The following is a 20978-nucleotide window of genomic DNA, read 5'->3' on the forward strand; positions in this document are numbered from 1 at the left end:
ATATATTCACTGTTTCAGTTGCTCTATCATCTATCTATTGGTATCGAACACACATCCTTTCAATCATGAAATGAATACACACGTGGGAAGTGGTTGCCTACTACACGATATCACTATCATGCGTTGGGGAAGTTGTTCTTATCCCATAAGGTTGAACGTAATTGAGGGCAAAACTGGATTGGCTAGCAGGGAGTGAAGAAATTACAAAAGGGAATACTTATTCATGCTGGGGAATAGGTTCATCGCCATAATGGAGCAAGGGAAACCTCTCAGAAATAGATAATACCCTCTCTATTTCTATTTTTTATCAATTTCCATTCAAATGCTTGAATTGCGTGGACACAAATTTAGAGGATTAATTTGGTAAGTGTCTATGTTGAAATCGACCGCTTCTTACGTCAAAACATGTATCTTTTCTTATTTTCCTATGATAATCTTCATATTTTAGTTGTGAAATATATCATAGCCAAACATTTTAATTTTTGATCTTTTTTTTATTCAACCCCACTTTTTTGAATCAAGCAGCATTCATTGGTGACGTTCTGTACAAAGAAAGGACTGGATATTGTCTCAATCCAGTCCTTCAAACTTCTATCATCAATCTATTAAATATATGATGACTCTATTATTCAGGGTGATGATCGTAATTGAGCCGTATTCCTGGATACCAATCGAGCATCATTTCGAATGCAGCGTTCGCTACGGAATCTTCTGTTCGGTACTCGTTCAAGTCATATATAGGGTCAGGCCTCAACTTCTCCAAATATTCCTTCATCACCCTGCTGTATCCGATTAGTCTGCGTGAAGGAAGTTGGATACTTGGCTCGTTACTCCCTATCCTTCGTTGTCCCCTATTCGCTGCAACCCTGCTCAAGCCTTCGTCCATCTTTCGAACAATCGCCTGCTGATCGCCCTTTGTGTTTACAACCTTCACATTCACGGTCACATGTTCTACAGATTCTGTATCCAAGGCTCTGCACCATAAGGACAACCATGACTCCGCCTTAATGTAATACCTGCCTTGAAAGTAACTCTTAATCGTTGGAAGCAGAACATGGAGCTTGGGCTGGCATCTCTCTTTATTTCGTATAATATCCAACATTCGAAAGCAGCCTAGCGATACCTGCGTTACTTGCTTATATTTGCATAAGCGATTGAACGCAATCAGCATACGGTCAAGTTCTTCATTCAGTTGATTGAGAGCCACTTCGGCAATCCCGAGATCGAGCATAAGCCAATTGACTTGCATGTCCTGATTGATAGCCGAAATAATGCGATGATTTAGAAAAGCACTTTGAAGCGATTTTTTCCACGATTCTGGCATTTGTTTATCCCGCCCCCTAACTAAAGGAGATAAAAGGAAAGAGAATAGCTGTAGCAGCTATTCTCCCAATTCACGAGCAGCTATTCTCCCAATTTCACGAGGCTGTAGCTCTTTTTCCCTTTACGGATGATAATGAAGCGGCCATCGAAGGAATTGTCTACGGTTACTGACATCTCGAGATCCGTTACTTTCTCACCGTTCATGGAAATGGCACCGTTAGCAATATCTTCACGCGCTTGACGCTTGGATGGTTCGATACCAAGATCAACGAGCCAGTCTACAATGTTTTTCTCTTCCTTAGAAGCATGGAATGTCGGCATATCTTTGAAGCCTTGCTCGATTTCATCTGCAGTCAGCGCTTTGATATCTCCGCTGAACAAGGCAGCTGTAATTTTTTGAGCTTGTACCAATGCTTCTTCGCTATGAACGAATTTCGTCATTTCTTCAGCAAGTACACGTTGAGCTTCACGTTTATGCGGCTCTGTTTGTACTTTCTCTTCCAACGCCTTGATTTGCTCTTGCGTTAAGAATGTGAAGAATTTCAGGTATCTAATTACGTCACGGTCATCTTGGTTTGCCCAGAACTGGTAGAACTCGAATGGAGTCGTTTTGTTCGGATCGAGCCAGATTGCACCGCCCGCTGTTTTACCGAATTTCGTACCATCTGCTTTGAGCATCAATGGAATCGTCAGACCGAATGCTTTAGCTTCTGATCCTTCTTTTTTGCGAATCAAGTCGAGGCCGCTTGTAATGTTGCCCCATTGATCTGCGCCGCCGATTTGCAGCTGCACGTCTTCATTAACGAACAAGTGATGGAAGTCCATCGACTGAAGAATCTGGTACGAGAACTCAGTGAAGGAAATCCCCGTATCGAGACGGCTTGCTACGATATCTTTCGCCAGCATCGTGTTGACGCTGAAGTTCTTCCCGTAGTCGCGAAGGAAATCAAGAATCGTTACGTTATGAGTCCAATCGTAGTTGTTCACCATGCGCAGGCCAGTGTCGCCTTCGTTCAAGAACAGCTTCTTCATTTGCGCAGTCAATGCATCTACGTTATTTTGGACTTGATCCATCGTTTGCAGCGTACGCTCAGTTGTACGGCCGCTTGGATCGCCGATTGTACCTGTTGCTCCACCAATCAAGATTACCGGACGGTGTCCTGCAAGCTGGAATCTCTTCAGCATCATGAATGGAATCAAGTGTCCGATATGCATGCTGTCCCCAGTTGGGTCAACACCACAGTATAACGATATCGATTTCTCGCTTGTTAATTTACGCAAACCTTCTGCATCTGTCTGTTGATTAATGGCACCGCGCCATTCCAATTCATCGATAATGTTCATCATTGTGATTCAGCTCCTTGGTGTGATTTTATATTTAATAATTGAGAATGTAAGTTCAAAACGCTACCTTTAAGGTTCAGAAAACAAAAAAATCGTCTCCTTGTCTATTGTAGACATAGGGACGATTAATTAACCGTGTTACCACCCAGCTTGCATGAACAGTGCTGCAGCCACTATTCATACCACTCTCGGCAATGATATCGATTGCCATTCCGCTTAGCGTTACCTAAGAACCTCCAGAGTGTAATTCGCAATTCATTGTGTGTACCAGGTCGCATCAACCCCTGGCTTTCTGAGAACAGTGACAACATTGCTACTTCGCTCTTTCATCGGGCTATTCAATATTAGATTACTGACAATCTTAGAACTTATTAAACCGTCTGTCAACACCATTTTTTTGAAATTTCAAAAATTGAAGGAGTTGCGACACAAAGCAAATGCAGACATTAGCCTCTATACTTCGGAACCTGTATTGTTGCGATTAGTATAACGCAAACAGGTACGTTCTATACGATTCAATCCAAGTTCCATGCTTTGGGTTAAGGCCACAATAAGGACTTTGCCCAACTTCCCTGCTGGCGCTCATATGTTAGCCTCGTATGTTTTCGTTCTTCATCTGCCTGCCAAAATTCCACTTCGTTTGCCTCCACTCTGTATAGCGACCATGATGGAGAAATGAGTTCTGGAGCTTGCTCCATACGATCCAGTTGGTCTGCTAATGCCGAGTGGAAGTTCTGTTGGTCTTCTAAGATTAAGCTCTGTTTATCGATCAATGCAATTGCCCGAGCTACAATACCCCTGTTCAAAAAGTCCTCAGCACTGCGTTCTCTATCCATTGGAACTGCATTCCCTCGTATTCTAACTTGTTTCCCAATCATTGACCAATAGAATGTTAGTGCAACCCTTGGATTGTTGTGCAGTTGTACGCCCTTCGTGCTGTTCGCACTCGATGCGAAATACCATCCTGCTTCATCAACGTCCTTCAAAATAAGTACGCGTGCATCAGGAGTCCCGTCCACACCTATGGTCGATAATGTCATGGAGTGTGTTTCGTGTATCCCGTATTTAAGCGCTTCCTGATACCACTTCAAAAAAAGAAGGTGTGGGCTCTCACCCGCATCCTCGGGGTGAAAAGGTGGGAAAGGGCCTACAAGCGTCTTGCTTGATATAAGTTTGCTGTGAACTTGATCCATTAATGCATCCCCTCCAGCATTAGCTTACTATTTTGAAGCATGTTCATAACTATAATATGCCTATATATATATTCCTTCAAAATAAAAAGAAGCCTCTCTAACGTTCAGAGAACGAATGAGAAGCTTCTCATAATCAATGTATGGAATCCATGGATATTCAGGAATTTCCTATTCAGGAAAGCATGATGCATCGAGTCTTTATTTCCGCATTGAATAATTGTTCAATCGGCTATAGAATCTTCCGCTAAACGCGTTCGGCCATCTTCGAATTACTTACATCATGCCGCCCATTTTTTAGCTATGGTTTACCAAGATTCAATTTATATCATAATAAAAGAAAAATCACCACGTATGATACTATTCAAATCTTTCAATCCTATTAAGCCTTAATTGCCCAAAGATCCAAAGTATGATTGCATAAAGTAAACATATCACAATATGTTTACTTTGCTCATGGACTGGGATTGGTATTTGATTAAAATAGTAAATATTAATTATCGGCAGAAGCTCACCATGAGTTAAAATGTGTGTACTTGAGTAGATAGCTACGACTACTATTGACCAGCTTGTGTTTCGAAGATAGATCATAACAACAAAACCAAATGCGGAAAAAAAATGGACTCTGCACCAAGTTGAAATAGTAAGGGAAAAAGGATTGCTTCTTCATAGAAACAATCAATTATACTTAAAGAAATCATACAAAATATTAAAAAGAGAAGACAATACACAATTGAATAAAATACTCCCAATCTCCATCTATGGATCGGAAAACTAAAAAAAGTTCCCCTCCCTCTTCTTCCAACAAGTCTTTTAACAAAAAAATGGACCACCAAGAACCAAAAATCGGTAGACAAGCTTCTAGTGCAGGGACAATGAATAACAGCGCACCGTGTTTGAAATATCCATACAAAATAAGAAGTATGAAAACGATTATAGGGACATATGCATTTGGACCCATCGTTTTCCACATCATAAATAATTTATTGTTATATTTCATTCTTATTTGTTCCTCATTACATATAAATAACCATCTTCTAAAGACGGCGATACAGGCTTTCCGTTACCTGGGTTAGTTTCCGATAATACCTTGATTCTATATGTATCATTTTCGCGATACGTAGAGATAACATTCCATTCTGGTGGCAAATTATAGATTTTTTCTGTCGGTACAATTATCTCCCACACCTTTCCTTCAGCCAATTTTCCTATCTCCTGTATTCTATCTTGAACTATTATTTTTCCACCTTGCATTATCGCAGCATTATCGCAAGTGGTTTCAATGTCCTCTACAATGTGAGTTGAAATAATGACTATGGATTGTTTACCGATCTGTTTTAGCAATTTACGAAATCTTATTCTCTCTTCTGGATCTAGCCCTGCTGTGGGTTCATCAACAATAAGAATTTGTGGATCTCCTAGTATCGCTTGGGCAATACCTAATCTTCTTACCATTCCACCAGACAATTGTGAGACTTTTTTGTTCTGTTCTTGTGATAAATTTACAAGTTCCAAAACCTTTTGAATATTCTCTTTAGGATTTTTATTAATCCCCTTAAATACACCAATATGGGTAAGTACTTCTTGTACTGTAAGATGCTTATACATCGAAAATTTTTGTGGCAAATACCCTATCATGGATCTAAATTCGTTTTTGTTGCTAAGTGAATAATCTCCATATATTACGTCTCCTCCTGTAGGAGGAATAACAGTAGTAAGAATACGCATTAAACTTGTTTTACCAGCACCATTTGGTCCTAGTAACCCAAACATGCCGCGTTGGATTTCTACAGTAACACGATCTAAAGCTTTTATTTTCCCATAGAGCTTCGTAACGTCTTTTATTTGTAACACTTCTACCATATCCTCACCTCATTTCCTCAATCATCAATTGAATATGATCGAAAGTCATTGCTTTCGACTGTTTTAATACAAGCAACCATTGACGAAAGAATGATTCGACGGTTTGGTTATTTGTTTTTGAATCCAACAACTCAATAATATTTTTAATAACCTGCGCCACTTTCTTATTTTCTAAAGTGGTGGAATAGTAATCCAAGAGATAGTGAAGAGATGGAGTTTTTCCTTGCTCGTATTCGTGCTTTGAAGGAAATCTCTTATTGTACCAATAATTATATCCTGAGATAAAAATACTCTTTATTTCGTCATTTTGATTCATACTATTTGTTTCTTTCAACATGGAAGATAAAAGTGAATCTATTGCCTCATTCTGTAAATCTAATAATTGACCCTCATTATACATTTGATTTATTGCTACAATCATATGATTGTTCATCAACCAATAATTTGAACTGTATAATTGTGATTCTGAGGGAACAGATGCAAAAAAGATCTCTTTTGGCACTGTTATTTTCTCAATACCAAAATCCCGTTGAATATTCCCTAGTATAATATTAGACTGTTTAATAAATTTTGGAACTTCATCGATCATATTAAACATAGAGACTGGGTAAACGATCGTATATCCTTCGATATCTAGTTTTTTCATAGGTCCAGCGAATAAGGATATACCTGAATCTGATACGCCTTCCCACTCATTACTGCTTAATTGATTTACATTAGTATAAGCTGTAAGTGATCCAGTATAATGCAAGTTATATTTCACTTTATAAGAAGGATATAAAGCATACCTTGTAACATAGAATGATTCTGCCTTCATTGAAGGTATTTTGCCTGGAACAGGATACCAAGTGAAATAGGAAGGCAACATTATTGCCTGCTCATTTGCAAAATAATACGGCGAGCTAGTCCCCTCATAGTTAATAGTAATAATCACTGGGTCATTAGTATTCATGATATATGGAGTCATAATCGTAACACTGTCGCCAATTTGCTGAAACTTCAATTCATTCTGTTGCTCATCGATTACTTTTTCTATTTTAAAATCATGGTATAAGGAAAATGATAACGAGTTCCCTTTTTCTCCGGGAATGATATTCATTTTTACCACACTATTTATTTTACTCGAAACATGTAAATCTATATCATACGAATTTACTTTAAAGTTTATCGAATCATTGTTCTTAGCAGGGTGCCTATAATTTTTATAGTAATCCATATCATATTTAGCAAATGATTGTTTTTCATGATTTGTGGCACGGATAGTACTGAACTGATCTAATATTTCAGCTAGAGATACAACAAGGATCAAAACCATAATTGTCGACAATATCATCTTCCACTTCAAGTTAAAAAAAAGATGTATGATTGTAATAGTTATTAATAATAATAACCACCATAGTTTTTGTAACCATCTAGTCTTTTCCATTGGGAGACCATATGATGGATCATAAGGAGTTTGTGGATCTGTTTGACCTAGATTCAAGAATTGAGATACGTTTGTTAAATCCGTATGTAATATGATTGATATATTATCAAATATTCCTATATTGAGTGGACCTAGGGCTAGTCCCAATAATGCGAGAACAATATAGACACCTCTGCTATTAAAGAAGATTCCCATATTCATTCCAATAAACGCAGCCACCAAAAATGGAATTCCCCAATACAGAACCATGTAATAGGCGGAATCAATGTAAAAATCTATTGGTATTCTGTTTAAATAAAATAATACAAAAAGCAAAGCTAACGCAATCACAATAAAAATGATTACATACGTAATAATTAACATAATTTTTCCTAGGTATTTATTGGTGATTCCATTAGGTAACGATATAAAGACTTCTTTAGATGAGCTGTTTTCCTCTCTTCTGACAATTTCATACCCGAGAATTAAGAAAATAAATATCCCGGCTTGAAATATAAAAGCAGAGGATGTTAAAGCTCTTCCAGGATCAAACCTAGTTATACTATTAATAAAAATAGAATAAAGCGGGTAGAATGGAAGGAGGAAAGCAATCCAAATCCATATTTTCCTTGAACTTATTAGGAATTCAACTTTCCAAGAATGAATTACTTTTTTCAACGAATAACTCCCTCCTACAACGATATTTTGCATCTATTTAGAAATAGGTTAAAACAGGTATATTGAAGAATGGGCATGATTAGCATGCCCATTCTCGTTTCAAAAATAAATTCCTTTCAATTAAATCAATGTCCATATTGGTCAATTAAGAAAGTAATTTTTGTTAGATGGATTCGATTTAGTTTACTGCTTTTCCTGATCCCGAGCATCCCTTGTAATCTGGTCCATCTGGATCTAACCAAATATAGTACTTATCTGATTTGACAGAAGACGAGAAATTCACACTTCCTCCTACTGCAGCTTGCGACCCACTAACTCTGGAGTCGTAACTCCAAAAAGTACCGTCATCTCGATACAACTCAATCCACAACTCATTTGTCGAAGTTTTTGCATTTGAGCCAGAAACCTTTACAGTTCCATCCATTGGTGTAATTTGCCCTTTTGCATAAGTATCGTAAATCCCAATACTTGCAGAACTGGTACCTGAGGCAAACGCTGTATTAACCAGCACCATAGAGGCAAAAAAGCTAAACAAAATGAACTTTTTCATACATGCTACCCTCCTAAATTAAAAGTCACCCTGAAATATGTAAGTGAATTAATATAAGTCATGTGGATATGTAGTAAGACCTCAGAGTATTAATGGTCTTACTGATACTTACTTTCATATTTCGAGGGTTTATATTGACTGCTGGCCAGCATATCAAACTGATTTGAAAAGGCATTAATGAATCAAAGTTTTATAAAGTATCAAGATAGAACTAGATCAAAGAAGCGAATTAAGGTGAATTCCTTTAAGCAGTACATACTAGGAGAATTTCAGTCTAGGGAGAAATGATGCGGATGTAATTTTCTGGATTATTGTTTGGTATATTATACCTTAATAATACTATGGCTATCAAAAGGGGGCAATATAAATAATAAATAACACAACTGATATTAATCTAATCTTGCTCCGTTGTCGCATAAATTTTCTATCCAAATTACTACTAAAAATAAATACTCATTCTAAAGAATAACTTCAAGACACACAGATTCCGACGCAGGCGTCCCCCTTTACAGACATGAAATCCAAAGTCGCTATCAAGGTATACTACAGCGGCATCGTGATAGGGAATAGCTCGGGCCAATTCGCTCCGAAAACGTCCTTCACGCGGCAAGAAGCCGCTATCTTGCTGATAAATATATACAATAAACTGAGCAAATCCGCAGCAACCATATCAATAGTTGAACTTCCAACTCATGAAAAGACCGTCAGGATGATCCTGACGGTCTTTGGAGGTTCTGCACGTATTCAATTATTTTTTCAACATCATATAAAGCATCTTCGAGATTTCTGCTCTCGTTACCGAGCCGCGCGGATCGAAACGGTTGTTGTTTTTGCCGTTAATGATACCCGCTGCTTGCAGCTTCGTCACCGCATCCTTCGCCCATCCGGCAATGCTGCTCAAGTCAGCAAATGCTGGCACGGTGGATGATCCCGCAAGTGGCTTCTTCATGTTTTCTGCCATTTTGGCTAGAATCACTGCCGCTTCTTGGCGCGTAATTGGCTCCGTCGGACGGAATTTGCCGTTACTGCCCTGTACCAATCCCAGTTCAGCCGCTTTGCTCACATAGCCTGCATAGTAACGGTCTGCCGCCACATCCGCGAATGCCGTCTTTCCTTCCGCCGCTTGGATACCCAACGCACGGATGACAAGCGTCGCGAAATCCGCTCTCGTTACATTTATGTTCGGACGGAATTGGTTATTCTCCATCCCCATAATAATATTCTTCGCAGCCAGCTTGAGAATGTACTCATCAGCCCAACCGCCGATTAAGTCAGCAAACTGCTTGTGCACCTCGAGCACTGCGAATTGTGCTAATTGATCAGTCGTGAAGCTGATCGAGTTGCTATCGAATACGCTAGGGATCAGCTTAGCCTTGCCACCAACTAGACGATACAGGTTCGCATAGTCTTGCTGCAGCTTCTTCTGTTGCTCTGCAGTAAGCGTACGCTTCACAGTAATCGGACCGCTGAACTGCGATACCGCCGTCTCCACCTTCCCTTTGACCGTCACAAGCTTGAGTGTAAATACTACACCCGTTGACTTCAGTTCACCGTTCGAGCTGATTGCCGCGTTGACGGCCGTCTGGATCGAGGAATTCATCGTCGGATCAATATGAAGTATGATGCGATCCGCATCTGCAATGCCATTAGGCAAAGAAGCTGACGGAATCGTCACGGTAAATCCATAACCCACAATTTCAATACTCAATTTGCGTTCTTTCGCTTTCTGCACGACAGCCGCATCCAACGCGAGCTGAGCCGCTTGTTCCGAAGCCGCCGCTTCGAGCTTAATAGTCATTCTGCCGTTCTCTGCCTCGTTCACTGCTTTTTCAAGTGCAGCACGATCAGCCGCATAAGCGCCATCCGCGCCCAGTTTAATGCTCATTACCCCTTTGTCCGAAGAAGTCTCCGGCTTAGGTTGAGGTTTTGGATCAGGCTTTTGTTCTGGCTTCGGATCTGGTTTCGTAGTACCAGGGCCTGGATCAGGATTACTCACCTTACCCGTATAGAAGCCCCAAATATCCGATAACACTTGACCGCTGTTGCCGTCCTCTGCCTTCGTATACCATTGATAGTAGCTATCACCTTGAAGACCGTTCCAAGTAAAAGCTGCCTGCTGACCACTCTGCACGTTGTTCACTTTGCCGATCGGTAATTCACTATAGACCTTCACGCCAATGTAGTCGGTTGCGACGCGTTTGGTCTTCGGCTGTAAATCCAGCTCAAGCGAGAACTCGTCTTTGCCAGGATAGAACTCAGGATCATAATAGTTATAATCGTCCAAATACGGCGAATACGTCTTGATGTGAAGCTTGTTGTTCTTCATGTCGAACTGCATCAAACGAATATAACCGAGACCGCCTTCCGGCGCGCCTTGATAATCAGCGAGCATCTGATAGACTTTGCGCTTCATGCCGTTGTCGTCCTCCAGCTCATCGATCTTCAGCTGCGCATCGTGATAGTGTCCGGACAACGCTGCGATGACGTTCTTGTTCGGTTTGATGACTTTCTCGAAAATCTTATCGGCAATCGGGGCACGGTTATTGGATACGAGCATATATTCATGCAAGCACAAGATCGCTTTGCGCTCTGGATATTTCGCCACGACTTCATTCATCCAGTCGATTTCCTTTTCACCCAGGCCCCAGCCCATGTAGACGATGATAAAATCATTGCCTCCAGCCGAGACAAGATCGTAGTGTCCGCGATTATTCTGATAGGACTCGCCGTACGTTCGCATATCTTTGAATCGCTGTTCTCCGAAATACTGCCAATACTTCGCATAATCGTTGTCTTGGTGACCAACGTCATGATTACCCGCAAGCACGCCGTAAGGAATGTTGGCATCTTCCAACACCTTCATATCCTCATCTGCTTCCTGCCATTGATACTCTTGATAGGATTTATCGACGATGTCGCCCGTATGGATGACATATTTAATATTGTTGCTCTCTTTGTTATCCTTCACCCAATTCACGATTTTCTTGTAAATCTGAGGATAACTCTGTGAATAGTACTGCGTATCCGACATCCATACAAAGGAGAAATCATACGGTTCTTGGGCCGTATCAGACTTCCGTTCCTTCATCTCCGCGATCTCGTCTTGCACGATGATCTGGATCGTCTGTCCCATTGCATAGTCTTCGACTTTAACCGTGGACTTCAATTCGAAATCCTCTGTGCCTGCAATGCGGGTAACGAGCTGCACCCATTTCTTCGCGCTCTCGTTCCAAGCATACAAGCTGACTTTACGCCCTTCGATTGATTTGCCCTTCCAGACGATATCGGCGCGGTCTGTCTTCTGAACCGCTGGATCCAGCTTAATCTCATAACGTTGGTATGGGAATTGCTCCACTGCGTCATTAACTAAGTAAACGCCGTCTTCTGCGCTGATCTTACGGTAATCCTCCGCTGTTAATGTCTGCTCCCCTTCTGGAGTCATGACCTTCGGCGGTTCGGTATCGGATGCGTTCTTGAAGCCTGTGAATCCTTCTGCAGCACGGTTGCCGTCATATTGGAAGCCTCTGTAGAACGTGACGTTCATCGGATCATTTGTCGGATCCTGCACTTTCACCTTCAGACCCACGCTGCCGCCCAATTCGGATTGACCTTGCGTTGGCGCGATCAATTCCGGCTTCAGCGGATTTTCCTCCGGCGTCGTGAATGTGACCGTGCGCTCCGCTTGATTGCCCACCTTATCGGATACCGTAATCGTCAGCGTGTGATTGCCTGCCTTCAAGCTGCCAGAAGATAGTGCATATGGAAGCTTAATATCTTGGTTATCCAGCTTCACGACCACTTGGTCAACGCCGGCAAGCTGGTCTTTGATCTCCGCATCCAGATTGAAATTTCCGCGGTACTGCTTGCCTTCTTCAACATTCGGCTTGATCGAAGGCGGCGTATTGTCTACCGTGACATTCGCCGTCACGGCAACATTTTTGCTATCGGTCACTTTCACTTGATGCGCGCCGTCCGCCGCTTTGGTCGTATCCCAAGCATAGGCGTGCGACTGGAAGTACTTCGCATCCAGATTGAAGTTGAATCCGATCCCTTCCATTTTTCCCGGGCTGTCGCCGATCTTGATTTCTTTACCCTTCACGTAGAGTGGATCCCAAATCTCAGTACCGTCCGCCAGCATTAATCGCACGTTTCGTACTTCGAAATCGTCTTTATTCTCTTCCTTGCGGTCATCGAATGGGCTTGTCTTCGATCCTGCACGAATATAGATCACGTTATCCGCGCCAATGTGGAAGCGGCTCGCATCGATTTTAAAAGTCAATGTCGTATACGTCGGGATCGGATCCATGAACGTATAGAGGATCGTCTTATCCTTCTCGCCCTCCGGCCCCATCGTAACGGCATTCTTGAAATAATAGTCCACGTTCTTCGCTTCGAAGACGAAGTATGCGTCATGCTCTAATGCATCGAGCGAACCTTGTGTAATCGCTTGGCCGTCTACACTTAACTTCAAGGTATTCGCAGGCGCTGTCTCCGACGTCCCTTTCAACGTCTTCGTGCCGTTCACGATATCCCCGTTCTTCACGTTGAGACGGAGCGGATCATGACCCGGCTTGCCAGTGATGTCCACCTTGACCTTCGCCGTCTCTACTTCATTTGTACCGTCAGATACCATGAAATAATATTCAATATACTTGCTGCCGATCAGCTTAGCTGCAGGCACGAGATAATGATACAGCGAATCGGTGAAATTCTGCGTTAGCGCATAACCGGTATATTCCGTTTCTTTGTCCGTGCGGATAAGGACTTTTACCGTCGCCACTTGCTTCTCATCATCCGCAAAAGATTTCAGATCAAGGTTCTGCGATTGCTCTACCGACGTTATGCCAGAGCGGTCTTCTGCCTTTGGCGGCGTCGTGTCTTGCTCGACATGTACAGGCACGGCCGGAACGAGCGCCGGATCGATCACGCCAGGAGCAGGCGCCGCGAGACCAGAACTTGTCTTGATCATCGTGATGCTGCCGTCCATTGGATATTTGAATAAAATCGCTTTGTCTTCCTTGGTCTCGTCGCTCACGCCGCCTTCATATACGGTCGTTGCGTCATAATTGGCATAAGAAATTTCTTTGCCCGTATTCGTCTTAATGACGATACCACGACGACCCGAATTCGCCATGCCGTCACTCATGATTACGAACAAGTTCGTATCCTCAACCAAGTTCGTCTTGTGGAAGTTGTTGAAATCCGCAGCCGTATAGCTATTGTTCGCGCCGTTCTTAATCCAGAACACGACCGACTGCTGAGAAGGAATCATGAAATCTTCTTTGATCGTAGGCCATTTCAAATCAGCTTCCGGCCCATCATCAGGATATCGATAGTTGACCTTGTAGTTCTTAAAATCGAGCGGTGCATTGGTATTGTTGTACACTTCAATCATTTCGAATGCGTCCGATGACGTGTTCGACACGTTCGTCGTGTTCGGAACGATCTTCGTCACCAGCAAGGACGGCACCTTCGCCGCGTTAAATGGTGGGATATTCACATCCACGGAGTAGCTCTTCTTGACGTCTTTCACACGAATGGTGTAATCGAGCATGGATTCGACGAACGCATTCGCCGGTATGGTGACGCTATAATCATTGCCATCAGGTTGCAGCTGCTTCATTATCAGAAGAGTGTACTTCGCCTGCGATGGCGACTTGTACAGCAGCTCCACTTTGTCAATTTTGACTTTATCCGGATTGTTCAGCTTCGCAGTAATGAGCAGATCCTTCGCATCGACTTGCTTCGCCGAAGTATGCTCGAATTGAAGCTTGTCCCCTTGTATCGGCGGCAAAGATTCGATCTCGACCGCATATGTACCCGTACGCTCCGGCTGCAGATTTCCGTCCGCCGCTTCAATATAATATTGAAGCAAATTGCCATCAACGACTGCTTGACCCGGAATCGTAGCCGTATGCTTCAAGCCGTCAGCCGACGCCATTACTAGCGGCGTATAAGCCGTCTGAACGTCTGTCTTATAGTAGACGGAAGCGGTAACTGAAGTCAGGTTGCCTGTGATGAACGCATCAATCGGCACATCTTGATTTACGAGCGTCTTGCTTGCCGGCACGTGATCGAAATTCAGATTCGTAGCAGCAGGCGGTTCTCCGATATCCGAAGGGAATGCTGGCACTTGACTCGCCTCGACAGTTCCCGGGGAAGCCGGTTGCGATTCCGGTGCGCCTACCATCGCCATATTCTTACTTGCATCTATTGGATAGCTATAGTGAATGCCGTAATTTTCTTTGGACTTGGTTACCGAATAAGCCGCTTTGGCAATCTCGACACCGCCTAGCGTATGAATTGCTATGCTGCGGTCTCCCGTATTCGCCATGCCTCCGCCCGCATCAATCCGGAACAGGTTGGTGTTTTCAATCAAATTGGACGTATATCCGTTAATTGTATAATTGCTATTAAGTGCATCAGCCGTCTCGTTCGTATTACTGCCGTTCATGATCCAGAGCACGATCGTCTGATGCGGCTTGATGATCACGGGCACTTTCTTATCCGTAAGCGACCAGTCATTGTTGTTGCCGTTGTTATAAACGACTTTGTAATCTCTGAAGTTGATGTCTCGGTTCGTATTATTGTAAATCTCAATGCTCTCATAGCCGTCGGCCGAATTCACATTCTTCGTATCCGGAACCAACTCCGTAATTAATAGCTTCGGTACCTTGGTATAATCGAATCCAGGTGAAGCTTGCGCCAATGCGGGCTGCAGCACGCCAAGCAGCATGCTCCCCAGCAATGCCAGAGACATCCATTTTCTGCGTATTCGCATGTGTTTTTTTTCTCTCTCCTCTGTTACAGAATGGTAGATGTATTGCTACTGAATTCTACCCCCCAATTGTAATATCTAGGTCATCCCCATATGGAGTGTCTGTAAAAGAAGTGAAAGCAAAAAAAAGGAATCACACGATCTAAAGCTTTGATTTTCCCTAAGAGCCTCGTAGCTAGGGCACCAGGATGACGTCACAATGTGAAACAATTATCTACATGCAACAAAAACAAAAAAAGAAGCTGCTCACAAGTTCTCAGAACTCATGAACAGCCTCTCCACTAATTGATTTTCTAGCCATAATGGGACAAAGCTTATTGTAAGCCTCAAATCTGTTGATACATAAGGGATTACTCCCCCATTGTTTCCGCATTGAGCAATGATTGTTCAATCGGCAATAGAATCTTCCGCTAAGCGCGGTCGACCATCTTCGAATTGCTTCGAAAATGATTCTATTACATCATGCCGCCCATTCCGCCCATGCCACCCATGCCGCCCATATCAGGCATGCCGGCTTTTTCTTTTTCTGGTTTGTCAGCGATAACCGCTTCAGTTGTCAAGAACATAGCTGCAACGGAAGCTGCGTTTTGCAACGCGGAGCGTGTTACTTTTGCAGGGTCAACGATACCTTGAACGATCATGTCAACCCACTCGCCAGTAGCAGCGTTGTAGCCTACGCCAACTTTTTCATTTTTCAAGCGCTCAACGATAACGGAGCCTTCTTGACCAGCGTTGTCAGCGATTGTACGAACTGGGGACTCAAGAGCTTTCAGAACGATATTCACGCCTGTTTGCTCATCGTCAGATGCAGTTACAGCTGCAACTGCATTGTATACGTTCAGAAGCGCAGTACCACCACCAGCAACGATACCTTCTTCAACTGCTGCACGAGTCGCGTTCAAAGCATCCTCAATGCGCAATTTGCGCTCTTTCAATTCTGTTTCAGTAGCCGCACCAACTTTGATAACTGCTACGCCGCCTGCCAATTTAGCAAGACGCTCTTGCAACTTCTCTTTGTCGAATTCGGAAGTTGTTTCTTCCAATTGCGTACGGATTTGGTTCACACGCGCATCGATGTCCGCTTTGTTGCCAGCGCCATCTACAACGATTGTGTTTTCTTTTGTTACGCGAACTTGGCGAGCAGTACCCAATTGATCGATCGTAGTCGATTTCAATTCGAGACCAAGCTCTTCTGTAATGACTTGGCCGCCAGTCAATGCGCCGATATCTTGCAGCATTGCTTTACGACGGTCGCCGAATCCTGGTGCTTTAACAGCTACGCAAGTGAATGTACCGCGCAATTTGTTCAGAACCAATGTAGGAAGTGCTTCGCCGTCTACATCTTCAGCGATGATAACGAGCTGCTTGCCTTGTTGAACGACTTTCTCCAATACTGGCAAGATTTCTTGGATTGTGGAGATTTTCTTATCTGTGATCAAGATGTAAGGATTGTCCAGAACAGCTTCCATCTTGTCTGTGTCTGTGATCATGTATGGAGAGATGTATCCACGGTCGAATTGCATACCTTCAACCACTTCAAGTTCTGTGTTGAACCCTTTGGATTCTTCGACTGTGATTACGCCATCTTTGCCAACCTTCTCCATTGCTTCAGCGATCAACGTACCTACTTCATCGTCAGCTGCAGAGATCGCTGCAACTTGAGCAATGTTTTGCTTGCCTTCGATTGGCTTCGCAATGTTGTGCAATTCTTCAACTGCTGCACGAACAGCCTTCTCGATACCTTTGCGAACTACCATTGGGTTCGCGCCAGCTGTAACGTTCTTCAAGCCTTCGCGAATCATCGCTTGAGCCAGAACCGTAGCTGTAGTTGTACCGTCACCAGCAACGTCGTTTGTTTTCGTAGCTACTTCTTTAACGAGTTGTGCACCCATATTTTCGAATGCATCTTCCAACTCGATTTCTTTCGCGATTGTTACACCGTCATTCGTAATAAGCGGAGAACCGAATTTCTTCTCCAATACAACGTTGCGACCTTTTGGTCCAAGTGTCACTTTAACCGCATTTGCCAAAGCATCTACACCACGAAGCATCGCACGACGTGCTTCTTCAGAGAACAAAATATCCTTAGCCATTAGTGAAACCCTCCTCAATTCGTATCAATATGTTCATTCATTCATCTTCATGTATGTGATTCAGCGGTTCCCTCTCTGGAACGTGATCATGTGATTGCAAAATGAGCGCATACGCTCTCCGGCTCTATTCGCCGATTACTGCGTGGATGTCGCTTTCTTTCATAATCAAGTATTCTTTGCCTTCGAATTTGATTTCAGTTCCAGCGTATTTGGAGAACAGCACGCGGTCGCCTTCTTTTACTTCCAAAGCCACACGTTGGCCGTCTTTCCACACTCCGTTACCTACTGCCACAACTTTACCTTCTTGCGGCTTTTCTTTGGCAGTGTCCGGCAATACGATTCCGAAAGCCGTAGTTTCCTCCTTCGCAATTGCCTCGATCAATACGCGTTCACCTAAAGGTCTGATCATGAAAAATAGCCTCCTTTTAAACAAGAGTTATAAAGTGAAGAATCCGCTGCCCGATAGTACGGACAAGGGCTCCACATCAAACTTAGTAATGTGTTAGCACTCGATAGTGGTTAGTGCTAATAACAATTCTTATGATACTGATTTTAAGATTCGATTGCAAGGGGGTATTCGCTTAAAAATTTTTAACTTTTTATAACCCTTCTGTCTCCAAAGCTTATGAAGACGGGCTGATTTCAACAAAAAATGCAGGTAAGGAAAAGTGCAAATCAAATCACACTTTCTCTACCTGCATTTATAACTTAGGCGATTGTTGCATCTGCTGATTCATCGAACTCTTTCTCCCAGGCAAGCTGTTCTGCTAACTGTTTGCGATATACAATCGAAGACAAGAACACACTTAACTCATAAAGGATGAGCAGCGGAATCGACACCAAGATGTCTGAAATGACATCCGGCGGAGACAGCATCGTACCTAACACAATTAAGACAAAATACGCTAAACGGCGCATTTTGCGCAGCCGAAGCGGATTCAACAGCCGTATTCGTGTCAGGAACATGATTACAACTGGCAGTTCAAACAGCAGCGATATCGGGAGCAATATATTGAACATGAACGAGAAATATTGTGTAATCCCATACGTTGCTTGCAGATCCATGTGCTTATTAATACTAGAAGTGAACTCGAAAGCCATCGGAAAGACAATAAAATACGCAAATGACAACCCTAACAAAATAATACGAACACAAAGGGCACATAACGAAGAGCCGCTCGCCGTTCTATCACTCTCAAGCCCGGACTGACAAAAGCCCACAGTTGATACAGTGTAATCGGCAGCGTAATCGCCAAGGCAAAAATAAAGGCGAACTTCATATAAATATTGATGCCATCCCAGAGCGAAAATCCATGCAGCGGCATATTTTTGGCCGGCTCGACACTGCGCAGGTAGGTATAGATCGGATCAGCTAGAATGAGTCCTCCTACGAGCCCGATAACAAGCGCCACCAGAATGAGAACAATCCGTTTGCGCAGTTCGACAATGTGCTCGACCATTGTCAGTTTGTCTTCCTTTTCTATCGACATTGCTACACCAGCCTGTTCATCACATTGTTGCAATCTTCATTAGGTCACAGCCAGAAGGTTGTGACACCAGCGAAGCATTATTCCGGCAAACGCCGTTGTGATTCGGATTGAGTCGCCGAAGCCGTAGAAGAAGGCTGTCCAGACTTCTCTACATCTACTTGCTGCACTTCCTTGCGAACAGGCTTAGACTCTTCGTCATCGCCCATAATATCGCGTGCACCTGCTTTGAACTCCCGTAAAGTACGGCCGAATGCGCGGCCAAGCTCAGGAAGTTTATTTGGTCCGAACAATAACAAGGCAATAATCAACAGCAACAGAACACCAGAAACCCCGATTCCGTTAAACACCTTGTAATTCCACCTTTCATTGCCTCTATAAAATGAAATGCTATGATATACATCATAACATACTAGATATGTAGAAAATACCAATGAACTGTAACAAATTTATGAAAATCATTCCAAATTCGGCACACTACTCGAATTCGTCCGCACTGCTCAAATTTCCGCTAACCGCGTACAAAGCATGCGGCAACTGGTCGATAATCGCCAGCAAATGATCGTGTACACCCTTTGGACTTCCAGGCAAGTTGATAATGAGTGATTTGCCTCTTATTCCACAGACAGCACGTGACAGCATTGCCTTGCGAGTTCGCTGCATAGCTGCGTACCGCATTGCTTCTGCCAATCCAGGAACTTCCTTATCAATCACCTTCATCGTCGCTTCAGGCGTCACATCACGCGGAGCTAATCCATTCCCTCCGGTGGTAATAATTAAGTCCGCTTGGAAGTAGTCCGCCATCTCAATTAATGATGCTGAAATATCATTGACCTCATCCGGCACAATCCGGTATTCTACAACCTCACCATGCAATTCTTCCTCGACCAGCTCCCGGATAACCTGTGCGCTCGTATCCTCCCGTTCGCCACGTGAACCTTTATCACTTGCTGTTAATATTGCTACTTTCCAAAGCATGTCCATTCCTCCTTCCGCCATTCGCCAATTCCATATAATAATCTCTTGTTTCATTTTAAGCTCGTTTATATTTCCTCAGCTGTGTCTGTCTAGTCCAATATAAAAAGTCGCAGACTAATCAATACCATGAGTCTGCTACTGCAATCCAAGTTCGAGCTCTTCCTGCGAAATCCTTCCTCGCTTGCAAAAAATTATGCCTTCTTCGGAAATAAGCAGATCCACCCCAATGTCATGGGGCTCCATCGGAACATCATCAGTAATCTGCCAAGAATAGACACAGCTTATCCGCACGACTGAGAGATCCCCTTCGGCTCCTTGATTGTTCGTGATGTTCTCCCTATAAGACTGCCAGAAGCGATCATAATATCCAGCTCCTAATCCAAGTCTGCCGCCTGCAGCATCAAACGCAATACCTGGTACAATAATCACGTCTAGGCTTGTCCATTCTTCGCTCTGCAGCAAGTCCGTATGTGCCTCAGGTTCACGGAGTCCGAAGCAACCATCCGTAAACGTCGTCTGCTCATCCCATCGATGCAGTGTCATTGTTCGTGTAGCAGGGATCGTTCGCGGCAAGTAAATCTGATCTTCAGCTTGCAAACAAGCAGCGAGCAAGGGTTTAATGTCCAACTCTCTTCCAAATGGCCAATAGCCAAATATCCGAAGTGGGCGCTTCAGATGTTCCCGCAGCTGCACGAAATAGGCAGAAGCATGGTTGCATACTTCTGCACTGGATACAGCGTACTCCTTCTCCATTACCGCCTTTCGGCGTTGTTTGAATCGTTCTCGTAGTATGCCTTTATCTACCGCTTGCTCCAACATTACCCCTCCTCGGCTGCGTTACATTCTTCCATTCGGCGTATATCATCTATGTATGCTCATTTGCTCTTATTTTCACTCATTTTCACCATTTTCAACCTTAGTTTACCATCCTTACTTCATTTCCGCTAGCTATGCGCAAGCATTCTCCATTTTCGATACCGACTGCTTTCGTTATTATCATCACCATCATGGAAAGACTTCGCACTTTTCCGCATTTTCATGTAAACTTAGGGGGATATGTTCAATTTTGATTGCTCTTATAGCACGGATTGGACAACCTCTTAAGACATGGTAGTTTGCCCAAAACGGAGGAGATACCGATGCTGCTTCAAGCGAACGGCATATGCAAAAGTTACGGGATTACCCCCGTGTTATCAAACATTACTTTTCAAATTTTAGAACGTGAGCGGTATTGGCTTAGTTGGGGTCAACGGCGCCGGCAAGTCTACGCTCCTGCAAATGATTGCGGG

Annotated in this window: 13 protein-coding genes, 3 pseudogenes and 1 other annotated feature; of the genes and pseudogenes, 2 read left to right on the top strand and 14 right to left on the bottom strand. The window is 43.3% G+C overall.

The features are described from left to right. Positions 1-625: 625 nt before the first annotated feature. The 7 genes from AZ66_RS14985 to AZ66_RS15015 all read right to left on the bottom strand — a co-directional run bounded on the left by AZ66_RS14985 (position 626) and on the right by AZ66_RS15015 (position 8353). On the bottom strand, positions 626-1324 hold the full coding sequence (locus AZ66_RS14985) for a protein rep (RefSeq protein WP_044355570.1): 699 nt from the start codon (positions 1322-1324) through the stop codon (positions 626-628). 80 nt (positions 1325-1404) lie between these two features. Continuing rightward, positions 1405-2667, bottom strand: a complete 1263-nt coding sequence (gene tyrS, locus AZ66_RS14990) for a tyrosine--tRNA ligase (RefSeq protein ID WP_021259441.1) — start codon at positions 2665-2667, stop codon at positions 1405-1407. Positions 2668-2781: 114 nt separating this feature from the next. After that, positions 2782-3006: a binding site (T-box leader), on the bottom strand. A gap of 200 nt (positions 3007-3206) precedes the next feature. After that, entirely contained in the window at positions 3207-3860 is a 654-nt protein-coding gene (locus AZ66_RS14995) for a pyridoxine/pyridoxamine 5'-phosphate oxidase (RefSeq protein WP_044355571.1), read from the bottom strand. A gap of 706 nt (positions 3861-4566) precedes the next feature. Continuing rightward, positions 4567-4857: a hypothetical protein gene (locus AZ66_RS15000; RefSeq protein WP_044355572.1), complete on the bottom strand. Its 291-nt coding sequence runs from the start codon at positions 4855-4857 to the stop codon at positions 4567-4569. 2 nt (positions 4858-4859) lie between these two features. Next, positions 4860-5720 carry an ABC transporter ATP-binding protein gene (locus AZ66_RS15005; protein WP_044355573.1) on the bottom strand — a complete coding sequence of 287 codons (861 nt, stop codon included), beginning with the start codon at positions 5718-5720 and terminating at the stop codon, positions 4860-4862. 4 nt (positions 5721-5724) lie between these two features. After that, on the bottom strand, positions 5725-7803 hold the full coding sequence (locus AZ66_RS15010) for an ABC transporter permease (protein ID WP_044355574.1): 2079 nt from the start codon (positions 7801-7803) through the stop codon (positions 5725-5727). Between the two features lie 178 nt (positions 7804-7981). After that, positions 7982-8353: a hypothetical protein gene (locus tag AZ66_RS15015; protein WP_044355575.1), complete on the bottom strand. Its 372-nt coding sequence runs from the start codon at positions 8351-8353 to the stop codon at positions 7982-7984. Between the two features lie 514 nt (positions 8354-8867). Between AZ66_RS15015 and AZ66_RS33780 the strand changes: the two are divergent. Then, positions 8868-8960: pseudogene (locus AZ66_RS33780) on the top strand (hypothetical protein); the annotation flags it as partial. A 141-nt stretch (positions 8961-9101) separates the two neighbouring features. On the opposite strand, the gene AZ66_RS29880 reads toward AZ66_RS33780, so the two are convergent. The 7 genes and pseudogenes from AZ66_RS29880 to AZ66_RS15050 form a co-directional block, all read right to left on the bottom strand. After that, complete coding sequence (locus AZ66_RS29880) at positions 9102-15134, bottom strand: S-layer homology domain-containing protein (protein WP_052648531.1); 6033 nt, start codon at positions 15132-15134, stop codon at positions 9102-9104. 452 nt (positions 15135-15586) lie between these two features. Then, entirely contained in the window at positions 15587-17224 is a 1638-nt protein-coding gene (gene groL, locus AZ66_RS15025; protein ID WP_021254325.1) for a chaperonin GroEL, read from the bottom strand. 124 nt (positions 17225-17348) lie between these two features. Then, positions 17349-17633, bottom strand: coding sequence for a co-chaperone GroES (gene groES, locus AZ66_RS15030; protein WP_021254326.1), 285 nt, complete (start codon positions 17631-17633; stop codon positions 17349-17351). 299 nt (positions 17634-17932) lie between these two features. Next, positions 17933-18714 (bottom strand): annotated as a pseudogene (gene tatC / locus AZ66_RS15035) (twin-arginine translocase subunit TatC). A gap of 77 nt (positions 18715-18791) precedes the next feature. After that, positions 18792-19061, bottom strand: a complete 270-nt coding sequence (locus AZ66_RS15040) for a twin-arginine translocase TatA/TatE family subunit (RefSeq protein WP_044355576.1) — start codon at positions 19059-19061, stop codon at positions 18792-18794. Between the two features lie 127 nt (positions 19062-19188). After that, entirely contained in the window at positions 19189-19689 is a 501-nt protein-coding gene (locus tag AZ66_RS15045) for a MogA/MoaB family molybdenum cofactor biosynthesis protein (RefSeq protein WP_021259446.1), read from the bottom strand. A 135-nt stretch (positions 19690-19824) separates the two neighbouring features. After that, the gene (locus AZ66_RS15050) at positions 19825-20508 is read right to left on the bottom strand and encodes a 5-formyltetrahydrofolate cyclo-ligase (RefSeq protein ID WP_044355577.1); all 684 of its coding nucleotides are present in this window, start codon (positions 20506-20508) and stop codon (positions 19825-19827) included. 320 nt (positions 20509-20828) lie between these two features. Between AZ66_RS15050 and AZ66_RS31430 the strand changes: the two are divergent. After that, positions 20829-20978: pseudogene (locus AZ66_RS31430) on the top strand (ATP-binding cassette domain-containing protein); the annotation flags it as partial.

It is taken from the genome of Paenibacillus sp. E194 (genome assembly GCF_000935845.1).
GTDB lineage: Bacteria > Bacillota > Bacilli > Paenibacillales > Paenibacillaceae > Paenibacillus_B > Paenibacillus_B alvei_B.

Excerpts from the sequence above, each read along its gene's own strand:
- AZ66_RS14985 (WP_044355570.1), bottom strand. The coding sequence starts at position 1,324 with ATGCCAGAATCGTGGAAAAAATCGCTTCAAAGTGCTTTTCTAAATCAT.
- tyrS (WP_021259441.1), bottom strand. The coding sequence starts at position 2,667 with ATGAACATTATCGATGAATTGGAATGGCGCGGTGCCATTAATCAACAG.
- AZ66_RS14995 (WP_044355571.1), bottom strand. The coding sequence starts at position 3,860 with ATGGATCAAGTTCACAGCAAACTTATATCAAGCAAGACGCTTGTAGGC.
- AZ66_RS15000 (WP_044355572.1), bottom strand. The coding sequence starts at position 4,857 with ATGAAATATAACAATAAATTATTTATGATGTGGAAAACGATGGGTCCA.
- AZ66_RS15005 (WP_044355573.1), bottom strand. The coding sequence starts at position 5,720 with ATGGTAGAAGTGTTACAAATAAAAGACGTTACGAAGCTCTATGGGAAA.
- AZ66_RS15015 (WP_044355575.1), bottom strand. The coding sequence starts at position 8,353 with ATGAAAAAGTTCATTTTGTTTAGCTTTTTTGCCTCTATGGTGCTGGTT.
- AZ66_RS29880 (WP_052648531.1), bottom strand. The coding sequence starts at position 15,134 with ATGCGAATACGCAGAAAATGGATGTCTCTGGCATTGCTGGGGAGCATG.
- groL (WP_021254325.1), bottom strand. The coding sequence starts at position 17,224 with ATGGCTAAGGATATTTTGTTCTCTGAAGAAGCACGTCGTGCGATGCTT.
- groES (WP_021254326.1), bottom strand. The coding sequence starts at position 17,633 with ATGATCAGACCTTTAGGTGAACGCGTATTGATCGAGGCAATTGCGAAG.
- AZ66_RS15045 (WP_021259446.1), bottom strand. The coding sequence starts at position 19,689 with ATGCTTTGGAAAGTAGCAATATTAACAGCAAGTGATAAAGGTTCACGT.
- AZ66_RS15050 (WP_044355577.1), bottom strand. The coding sequence starts at position 20,508 with ATGTTGGAGCAAGCGGTAGATAAAGGCATACTACGAGAACGATTCAAA.